The sequence below is a fragment of the Kitasatospora sp. NPDC005856 genome, from assembly GCF_040629945.1.
Taxonomy (GTDB): Bacteria; Actinomycetota; Actinomycetes; order Streptomycetales; family Streptomycetaceae; genus Kitasatospora.
This window is the reverse complement of sequence record NZ_JBEXWT010000092.1, coordinates 26543-35353: the sequence shown is the minus strand read 5'-3', so window position 1 is coordinate 35353 and position 8811 is coordinate 26543. Positions and strand designations below refer to the sequence as shown.

Below are 8811 nucleotides of genomic sequence, written 5' to 3'. Positions count from 1 at the left end.
GACACCCTCAAGGGCCAGCTCGGCCTGGAACAGCACGGCGCCCGGACCGAAGCGGGCGTCTTCGCCCGCACCGGTCAGCGCCTGCTCGCCCTCGCCGCCGCCATCTGGCACAACTGGACCATCGACGCCCCGATCAAGCGATCACTCATCGCCTATGACCACTGAAGACATCGGACTCATTCATCTAGCCTCGTACGCATGGCCAACACCAGCTCCCCCGAAGCGCCGCTCCCGGTCGGCAAGGTCTCCGCGCTGATCGGCGGCTGGATCGACCGGCTCGGCGCGGTCTGGGTGGAGGGTCAGATCACCCAGCTCAGCCGCCGCCCCGGCGCGGGCGTGGTGTTCCTGACCCTGCGCGACCCGCAGGCCGACGTGTCGCTCACGGTGACCTGCTTCCGCTCGGTGTTCGACCAGGTCGCGGACGTGGTGCAGGAGGGCTCGCGGGTCGTCGTGCACGCCAAGCCGGAGTGGTACGCGGCGCGCGGGCAGCTGTCCCTGCGCGCCTCGGAGATCCGGCCGGTGGGCCTCGGCGAGCTGCTGGCCCGGCTGGAGCAGCTGAAGCGGCGGCTCGCCGGGGAGGGCCTGTTCGCGGCCGAGCGCAAGAAGCCGCTGCCGTTCCTGCCGCAGTGCGTCGGGCTGGTCACCGGGCGCGACTCGGCGGCCGAGCGGGACGTCCTGGAGAACGCCCGGCGGCGCTGGCCGGCCGTGCGCTTCGAGGTGCGCAACGTCCCGGTGCAGGGGGTCAGCGCGGTGGAGCGGGTGAGCGCGGCCGTCCGGGAGCTGGACGAGCACCCCGAGGTGGACGTGATCATCGTGGCCCGCGGCGGCGGCAGCGTGGAGGACCTGCTGCCGTTCTCGGACGAGGGCCTGGTGCGGCTGGTCGCGGCCGCCCGTACGCCGGTGGTGAGCGCGATCGGGCACGAGCCGGACCAGCCGCTGCTGGACTTCGTGGCCGACCTGCGCGCCTCCACCCCGACCGATGCGGCCAAACGGGTGGTTCCGGACGTCGGCGAGGAGCTGGCCAAGGTCCGCCAGCTGCGCGACCGCGCCCGCCGGCACGTGCTGTCCCGGGTCGAGCGCGAGCAGCACGGGCTGGACGGGGTGCGCAGCCGTCCGTCGCTGGCCGCCCCGCACCGGATGCTGGACGGGCGGGGGCAGGAGGTGGACGGCCTGCTGGAGCGGGCCCGGCGCACCCTGCGGCACCGGCTGGACCACGCGCAGAGCGACCTCGGGCACACCCTGGCCCGGGTGGTGGCGCTCTCCCCGGCGGCCACCCTGGAGCGCGGCTACGCGGTGCTCCAGCGCGCGGACGGCACGGTGGTGACGGACCCGGCGCAGGTCTCGCCCGGCGAGGGGCTGCACGCGCGGGTGGCGGGCGGCGGCTTCGACGTCACCGCGGCCGCCGAGTAGCCGGCCGCCACCGCGGCCGCCGAGCGGCCGGGGCTGGGGAGTGTCGGCCCGAGCCCCTACGCTGGCACGCATGGCAGAGCAGCAGGAACAGCAGGACGCGGCGGCGGCGCCGAACCCGGACGACGCCCTGGGCTACGAGCACGCCCGGGACGCGCTGCTGGACGTCGTCCGGCAGCTGGAGAACGGCGGGACTTCGCTGGAGGAGTCGCTGGCCCTGTGGGAGCGCGGCGAACAGCTGGCGAAGGTGTGCCAGCGCTGGCTGGACGGCGCCCGGGCCCGGCTGGACGCGGCGCTGGCCGCCGAGGAGGGCGCGGCTCCCGGCGAGAAGTGAGGCAGGTCACGTTCCCTTGGGGAATCGTTGAATCTTCACCTATGTTGGAGGGAGTGACCGGCTGCGGCCGATCATACCGACGAACTCCTTTTCCGCATGAGGTGCAGAAGCATGACCACCGACGCCCTGGTACTCGACGCCGCCGCTCAGGACCTGCTGTTCCGCGAGGCCCGCACCGCCAACACCTTCACCGACGAGCCGGTCTCCGAGGAGCAGGTCCAGGCCATCTACGAGCTGGTCAAGTACGGCCCGACCGCCTTCAACCAGCAGCCGCTGCGCGTCGTCCTGGTCCGCTCGGAGGAGGGCCGCGAGCGCCTCGTCCGGCAGATGGCCGACGGCAACAAGGACAAGACCGCCGCCGCCCCGCTGGTCGCCATCCTGGCCGTGGACAACGAGTTCCACGAGGAGCTGCCGACCCAGCTCCCGCACTTCCCGCAGGCCAAGAACCTGTTCTTCTCGGAGCGCAGCGTCCGTGAGCGGTCCGCCACGATGAACGGCGCCCTGCAGGCTGCCTACTTCATCATCGGCGTGCGCGCCGCCGGCCTGGCCGCCGGCCCGATGACCGGCTACGACGCCGAGGGCATCAACAAGGAGTTCTTCGGCGACGGCGAGCACTCGGTGCTGGCCGTGGTCAACATCGGCAAGCCGGGCGAGGACGCCTGGTTCCCGCGTTCGCCGCGCCTGGCCTACGACGAGGTCGTCACCACCGTCTGATCCGCCCCGCGCGCAAGGGCCCCGTACCGGCGAACCGAGGTTCGCCGGTACGGGGCCCTTCGGCGTGCGCGGGAAGGCCCGGAGCGCGAGGCGCGAGGCGCGAGGCCCGGGCGCGGGGCACGGGGCGCGGAGCGCGGGGCCCGGAGCGCGGAGCGCGAGGCGCGAGGCGCGGGCGGGCTACTTGAGCGCCTGCGCCAGCTCGGCCAGCTCCTCGTAGGAGGCGGTACCGGTGAGCAGCGCGGTCCCGGGGCCGGTCTGCACGGCCAGCGCGCGGTCCTTCTCGCCCTGCAGCCGGTCCCAGGTGCGGCCGGCCGCCTCGGAGGTGCCGTCCGGCTTGGCGCCCTTGACGTAGTCGGCCAGCAGGGAGTCGCGCGAGACGTCGCTCTGCTCGATCGCCGCGTACTGGCCGGAGGGGGTCACGAAGCCCAGGTGCCAGGCGTTGCCCTTGCCGTTGTTCTGGTCGGCCGGCCGGTAGGCGACCGAGGTGGCCCGCCACTTCTCCGGCAGCCCCTCCGGGGAGAGCAGCGGGTACGGCGCGGCGCGCTTGGCGGAGGCAGCCGCCACCTTGTACTCGACCACGCGCACCGGGTCGCCGTTGGCGTCGTGCGGGAGGAACAGGTACCCGATCCAGACGACGAAACCGACCGCCAGCATCGACAGGACCATGTCCCGTACGGTCTGCCGACCCCTCATGCCCTTGCTGTCTGCTGCCACCCCCACATGGTGACTCATCCACATCCCGGAACGGTCACCAGGGGTGTCCTCGGACGGGTGATACCGGGCGAATCGGCGGTTTCCGCCACAGAGCAGCGACCCGCGCCACAGACAGTCATCTCGTGGGCGGATACGATCGCCATACCCTCACCACGGCGTTCGACCTGGCAGTAGTCGGGCGCTCACTGGCCGTCGCGTACAGAGAGGTAACGACGATGACCACGCAGTACCCGCACCACCTTCCCAGTGCCCTGGAGGTCGCGCCCGAGGCTCCGGACCGGAACCTCGCACTCGAACTCGTCCGGGTCACCGAGGCGGCCGCGATGGCCGCCGGCCGGTGGGTCGGACGTGGCGACAAGAACGGCGCGGACGGCGCCGCCGTGAAGGCGATGCGCACGCTCGTCTCGACCGTGTCGATGAACGGCGTCGTCGTCATCGGCGAGGGCGAGAAGGACGAAGCCCCGATGCTCTACAACGGCGAGCGGGTCGGCGACGGCACCGGCGCCGAGTGCGACGTCGCCGTCGACCCGGTGGACGGCACCACGTTGACCGCCAAGGGCATGAACAACGCGGTGGCCGTGCTGGCCGTCGCCGACCGCGGCACCATGTTCGACCCCAGCGCCGTGTTCTACATGGACAAGCTGGTGGCCGGCCCGGAGGCCGCCGAGTTCGTCGACATCACCGCCCCGGCGGCGGTCAACATCCGCCGGGTCGCCAAGGCCAAGGGCAGCGCCGTCGAGGACGTCACCGTCGTGGTGCTCGACCGCCCGCGCCACGACGGCCTGGTCCGGGAGATCCGCGAGGCGGGCGCCCGGATCAAGTTCATCTCGGACGGCGACGTGGCCGGCGCGATCATGGCCGCCCGCGAGGGCACCGGCGTCGACCTGCTGATGGGCGTCGGCGGCACCCCGGAGGGCATCATCGCGGCCTGCGCGATGAAGTGCATGGGCGGCGTGATCCAGGGCCGGCTGTGGCCCAAGGACGACGCCGAGCGGCAGAAGGCGCTGGACGCCGGCCACGACCTGGACCGGGTGCTCACCACGGACGACCTGGTCAGCGGCGAGAACGTGTTCTTCGTCGCCACCGGCATCACCGACGGCGAACTGCTGCGCGGCGTCCACTACCGCTCGGAGACCGCCACCACCAGCTCGCTGGTGATGCGCTCCAAGAGCGGCACCATCCGGGAGATCAACTCCACCCACAAGCTCTCGAAGCTGCGGGCGTACAGCGCGATCGACTTCGACCGCGCCAACTGAGCTCCGGCGCGACGCACTTCGCGGCCCCGGCGGAATCCCCCTCCGCCGGGGCCGCGGTGCTCCGCCGTCCCGCTCTCGGACCCGCCCTCACCCGGCTATCCGGCGCCGCGGGGCCGCCGTCACCCGGGCCGCCTCGCGCAGCTCCGCGTCCCGGCGCCGCCGCCGGGCCAGCACCACCCGCCGCTCGGCGGCCGTCAGCCCGCCCCAGACCCCGTACGGCTCCGGCTGGGCCAGCGCGTGCTCGCGGCACTCCAGCAGCACCGGACAGCGGGCGCACACCTGCTTGGCCTGCTCCTCGCGCGACAGCCGGGCCGCCGTCGGCTCCTTGGAGGGCGCGAAGAACAGCCCCACCTCGTCCCGCCGGCACGCGGCACCGGTGTGCCAGGGGTTGTCCTCGCCCGCGGGGGAACCGGCCTGGCCGACCGGGGGCTGCGGCCGCGGCCGGACGCCGGGACGGCGCTCCAGGACCTGCGCAGCGGCGACTGGCGAGGTGGTGCGGGACTCGATCGGATGCAGCACGGCCGTACTCCTGACGAGGCTCTCGGACACGGGGATCCCTCGCTCCCCCGCCGGCCGCGAGCCCCCGCTGTCCAACTCCGGCACGGCCGCTCGGCCGCCTCCGGGTGCGCAGCCGTCCAAGAAGCGATGTGCCGAAGGAACTACCCACCCGGCCGCGATTCATGCACACTGCACGCAATCGACTACGCAGAGCACCGGCCGCAACGCCGAGCGCCCGACCGGGAGTTGATCCCCGGCCGGACACCGCGCAGGTCAACGCGGGTCAGTCGGCGCCGAGTTGACGGCGCACCCACTCCTTCAACTTCTTGCCCCGGCGCGGCTTCGCCTCGCAACCACCGAACAGCGCAAGGCCCTTGATCCGGACAACCGGAGCATACGGGTCCGCCGCGACCTGTTCGCGGACGTCGAAACCGCCGAAGATGCCGACGCCGGCCCCCTGGAGGGTCACGTTCTCCGGCACCCGGACCTCGACCCCGCCGAAGATCGCCGTCACCGCGATCTCCACCTCGGGAGACTCGAACACGGCGTCGGTCAGGTCGATCTCCACCCCGCCGAACACCGCGAAGGCGGTCAGGTGCGAGCCCACCCGCCAGCGGCCCTTGCGGGCCGCGCCGCCGAAGACCGCCACCACCGTCGGGGACTCCTGGCGCGCGGGCGGCCGCGGCGGCGGCCCCTGCCGGGTGCTCAGCGGCTGCTTCTCGAAGGACAGCGGACGGGCCGGCAGGTCCCGGGTCAGCGGCGCGAGGTCGCCGAAGGTCTTCGCGGCGTAGGCGGCCTCGATCCGCTCGGCGTGCTCGTCCGCGTCCAGACGGCCCTCGGCGTAGGCGTCCCGCAGCAGCTCCGCGACCTTCTCGCGGTCGGCGTCGGAGACCCGCAGGTCCGCCTCCGCGACCGGCGCGTGCGGCCGCGGTGCGGCCTCCGCCCCGGGCTTGGGTTCCGGCTTGGGTTCGGGCTTGGTCATCGGTACGGGCACCGGCACCGGCGGCTGCCCCGAATCGTCGTGCGACGGCGAGTTGTCCACGGGGTCAGCCTAGTCGCTCGCACTCCTGCGCGAGTGAGCCCCGTCACGCAAGGCTGCCCTGTCCTCATGCCGGCTTCCGCCGGGTCCTACCCTGGATGGTGCTTCGCCGACGCAGCCGGACCAACTGGACAGCTAAGGACCGCCCCCATGGCTCCCACGCCAGACTTCGAGTACAGCGACCTGCTCCCCCTGGGCGCTGACCCGACCCCGTACCGCAAGCTCACCTCCGAGGGTGTCTCCACCTTCGAGGCCGGCGGTCGCACCTTCCTCCAGGTCGAGCCCGAGGCGCTGCGGCTGCTGACGGCCGAGGCGATGCACGACATCTCGCACTACCTGCGCCCCGCCCACCTCGCCCAGCTGCGCCGCATCCTGGACGACCCGGAGGCCAGCCCCAACGACCGCTTCGTGGCGCTCGACCTGCTGAAGAACGTCAACATCTCGGCCGGCGGCATCCTCCCGATGTGCCAGGACACCGGCACCGCGATCGTCATGGGCAAGCGCGGCCAGAACGTGCTCACCGAGGGCGGCGACGAGTCCGCCATCGCGCGGGGCGTGTACGACGCGTACACCAAGCTCAACCTGCGCTACTCCCAGATGGCCCCGGTGACCACGTGGGACGAGAAGAACACCGGCAACAACCTGCCGGCCCAGATCGAGCTGTACGCCACCGACGGTGACGCCTACAAGTTCCTGTTCATGGCCAAGGGCGGTGGCTCCGCCAACAAGTCGTACCTGTACCAGGAGACCAAGGCCATCCTGAACGAGGCGAGCATGCTCTCGTTCCTGGAGCAGAAGATCCGCTCGCTGGGCACCGCGGCCTGCCCGCCGTACCACCTGGCCATCGTGATCGGCGGCACCAGCGCCGAGTTCGCGCTGAAGACCGCCAAGTACGCCTCGGCGCACTACCTGGACAACCTGCCGACCTCGGGCAACGCCAGGACCGGCCACGGCTTCCGCGACCTGGAGCTGGAGGCCAAGGTCACCGAGCTGACCCAGAAGATCGGCATCGGCGCCCAGTTCGGCGGCAAGTACTTCTGCCACGACGTGCGCGTGGTGCGCCTGCCGCGCCACGGCGCCTCGCTCCCGGTCGCGATGGCCGTCTCCTGCTCCGCCGACCGCCAGGCGCTCGGCAAGATCACCGCCGAGGGCGTGTTCCTGGAGCAGCTGGAGACCGACCCGGCCAAGTACCTGCCGGACACCACCGACGAGCACCTGGACGACGACGTGGTGCGCGTCGACCTCGACCAGCCGATGTCCGCGATCCGCGCCGAGCTGTCCAAGTACCCGGTGAAGACCCGGCTCTCGCTCACCGGCACCCTGGTCGTCGCCCGCGACATCGCCCACGCCAAGATCAAGGAGCGCCTGGACGCCGGCGAGGGCATGCCCAAGTACCTCCAGGACCACCCGGTCTACTACGCGGGCCCGGCCAAGACCCCCGAGGGCTACGCCTCCGGCTCCTTCGGCCCGACCACGGCCGGCCGGATGGACTCCTACGTCGACCAGTTCCAGGCCGCCGGCGGCTCGATGGTCATGCTCGCCAAGGGCAACCGCAGCAAGCAGGTCACCGACGCCTGCGCCGCGCACGGCGGCTTCTACCTCGGCTCGATCGGCGGCCCGGCCGCCCGCCTCGCCCAGGACTGCATCAAGAAGGTCGAGGTGCTGGAGTACGCCGAGCTCGGCATGGAGGCGGTCTGGCGCATCGAGGTCGAGGACTTCCCGGCCTTCATCGTCGTCGACGACAAGGGCAACGACTTCTTCCGCGAGACCACCGAGGGCCCGCTGATCACCAACCTGCGCGTCCGCTCCAAGGAGTAGTCCCGCACGCTCCGAACCGCCCCGGCCGCCCGGTGAATCCCAGCGGCCGGGGCGGTTGCGCGTTCCGGCGCGTTCCGGCGCGTTCCGGCGCGTTCCGGTGCCTTCCGGCGCCTTCCGGCGCCCTCCGGGCGTCGCGCCCGGCGGCGCTCAGGCGTCGAAGTCGTACTCCAGGACGTAGGAGGCGGCGTCCAGGATCATCTCGTTGAGCTCGACGACCTGCCCCTCGTCGGCGAAGGCGGTGCGGCAGATCAGGATGACGGGGGTGCCGGCGGACAGCTCCAGCCGGGCGGCCTCGTCCGCGCCGGGCATCCGGGAGCGGACCTCCTCGCGGAAGTGCACGGGCTTGGCGCCGATCTCGGCGAGCCGGGCGTAGGTGCCGCCGGGGCCGGTGTCCTCGCGGGTGATCGCGGTGCCCGCGACCAGGACGGCGGGCAGGTAGGAGGTCGAGAGCAGCACCGGCTTGCCGTCGAGGACGAAGCGGCGGTGCCGCACGCACATCGGGGCACCCGGGTCGACCCCGAGCACCCGGGCCACGTGTTCGGGCGCGCCCTGCTCGGTGACGGAGACCTGGTCGACGACCAGGCTGCGGTTGTCGATGTCCGCCGACCATATCGACCGGCCGGACCCCCAGTGCGCGTGCGCCAGCCGCTGGATGCCGCGCCGGCGCAGCGGCCGGAAGTCCCGGACGAACACCCCGGCGCCGCGGCGCGCCTCGGCGATGCCCTCGCTCTGTAGCACGCCCAGCGCCTGGCGGGCGGTCATCCGCGCCACGCCGTACTCGTCCATGAGGTCGTTCTCGCCGGGCAGGCGGTCGCCCGCGCGGTACCGGCCGGCGTCGATGGCCGCCTTGAGCGCTTCGGCGATCCGCTGGTACTTGGGCTGCTTGTCGCCACTGCTGCCGGTCATCGCCGCGTCTCCCTCTGCCTCGGACAAATCGTAGGCGTGCCCGCGGTCGCCGGTAAGGAGATACGACCGTTGACATCTCTAGAGATATTAGCTTCTCTAGAGATGCTGACCAGTCGCCGACCAGA

Annotated in this window: 9 protein-coding genes and 1 pseudogene; 6 read left to right on the top strand and 4 right to left on the bottom strand. The window is 72.3% G+C overall.

The window, feature by feature from the left end; translation table 11 throughout:
* The 4 genes and pseudogenes from ABZ449_RS34980 to ABZ449_RS34965 all read left to right on the top strand — a co-directional run.
* Positions 1 to 165, top strand: a pseudogene (locus ABZ449_RS34980) (IS982 family transposase); the annotation flags it as partial.
* Between the two features lie 33 nt (positions 166 to 198).
* Complete coding sequence (gene xseA / locus ABZ449_RS34975; RefSeq protein ID WP_360354156.1) at positions 199 to 1410, top strand: exodeoxyribonuclease VII large subunit; 1212 nt, start codon at positions 199 to 201, stop codon at positions 1408 to 1410.
* Positions 1411 to 1480: 70 nt separating this feature from the next.
* The gene (locus tag ABZ449_RS34970) at positions 1481 to 1741 is read left to right on the top strand and encodes an exodeoxyribonuclease VII small subunit (RefSeq protein ID WP_360354154.1); all 261 of its coding nucleotides are present in this window, start codon (positions 1481 to 1483) and stop codon (positions 1739 to 1741) included.
* 111 nt (positions 1742 to 1852) lie between these two features.
* Positions 1853 to 2455 (top strand): malonic semialdehyde reductase, encoded by a 603-nt coding sequence (locus ABZ449_RS34965; RefSeq protein WP_360354152.1) that lies wholly within the window; start codon positions 1853 to 1855, stop codon positions 2453 to 2455.
* A gap of 177 nt (positions 2456 to 2632) precedes the next feature.
* Here the strand turns inward: ABZ449_RS34965 and ABZ449_RS34960 are convergent, their stop codons facing one another.
* Entirely contained in the window at positions 2633 to 3169 is a 537-nt protein-coding gene (locus ABZ449_RS34960) for a DUF4245 domain-containing protein (protein WP_360354150.1), read from the bottom strand.
* Positions 3170 to 3384: 215 nt separating this feature from the next.
* On the opposite strand from ABZ449_RS34960, the gene glpX reads away from it, so the two are divergent.
* Positions 3385 to 4425, top strand: a complete 1041-nt coding sequence (glpX, locus tag ABZ449_RS34955; RefSeq protein WP_224283188.1) for a class II fructose-bisphosphatase — start codon at positions 3385 to 3387, stop codon at positions 4423 to 4425.
* An 87-nt stretch (positions 4426 to 4512) separates the two neighbouring features.
* On the opposite strand, the gene ABZ449_RS34950 is transcribed toward glpX, so the two are convergent.
* Both ABZ449_RS34950 and ABZ449_RS34945 read right to left on the bottom strand, forming a co-directional pair.
* A complete protein-coding gene (locus ABZ449_RS34950; RefSeq protein ID WP_360354160.1) occupies positions 4513 to 4890 on the bottom strand; it encodes a WhiB family transcriptional regulator in 378 nt (125 codons plus the stop codon).
* Positions 4891 to 5206: 316 nt separating this feature from the next.
* Positions 5207 to 5965 carry a DUF1707 domain-containing protein gene (locus ABZ449_RS34945; RefSeq protein ID WP_360354148.1) on the bottom strand — a complete coding sequence of 253 codons (759 nt, stop codon included), beginning with the start codon at positions 5963 to 5965 and terminating at the stop codon, positions 5207 to 5209.
* Between the two features lie 147 nt (positions 5966 to 6112).
* Here ABZ449_RS34945 and ABZ449_RS34940 point away from each other — a divergent pair, with 147 nt between their 5' ends.
* The gene (locus ABZ449_RS34940; RefSeq protein WP_360354146.1) at positions 6113 to 7780 is read left to right on the top strand and encodes a fumarate hydratase; all 1668 of its coding nucleotides are present in this window, start codon (positions 6113 to 6115) and stop codon (positions 7778 to 7780) included.
* A 147-nt stretch (positions 7781 to 7927) separates the two neighbouring features.
* On the opposite strand, the gene ABZ449_RS34935 is transcribed toward ABZ449_RS34940, so the two are convergent.
* Positions 7928 to 8686: a GntR family transcriptional regulator gene (locus tag ABZ449_RS34935; RefSeq protein ID WP_360354144.1), complete on the bottom strand. Its 759-nt coding sequence runs from the start codon at positions 8684 to 8686 to the stop codon at positions 7928 to 7930.
* Positions 8687 to 8811: the final 125 nt, after the last annotated feature.

Bases quoted from the DNA above. Each gene is read 5' to 3' on its own strand.
- ABZ449_RS34970 (WP_360354154.1), top strand. From the start codon at position 1,481: ATGGCAGAGCAGCAGGAACAGCAGGACGCGGCGGCGGCGCCGAACCCG.
- glpX (WP_224283188.1), top strand. From the start codon at position 3,385: ATGACCACGCAGTACCCGCACCACCTTCCCAGTGCCCTGGAGGTCGCG.
- ABZ449_RS34940 (WP_360354146.1), top strand. From the start codon at position 6,113: ATGGCTCCCACGCCAGACTTCGAGTACAGCGACCTGCTCCCCCTGGGC.
- xseA (WP_360354156.1), top strand. From the start codon at position 199: ATGGCCAACACCAGCTCCCCCGAAGCGCCGCTCCCGGTCGGCAAGGTC.
- ABZ449_RS34935 (WP_360354144.1), bottom strand. From the start codon at position 8,686: ATGACCGGCAGCAGTGGCGACAAGCAGCCCAAGTACCAGCGGATCGCC.
- ABZ449_RS34965 (WP_360354152.1), top strand. From the start codon at position 1,853: ATGACCACCGACGCCCTGGTACTCGACGCCGCCGCTCAGGACCTGCTG.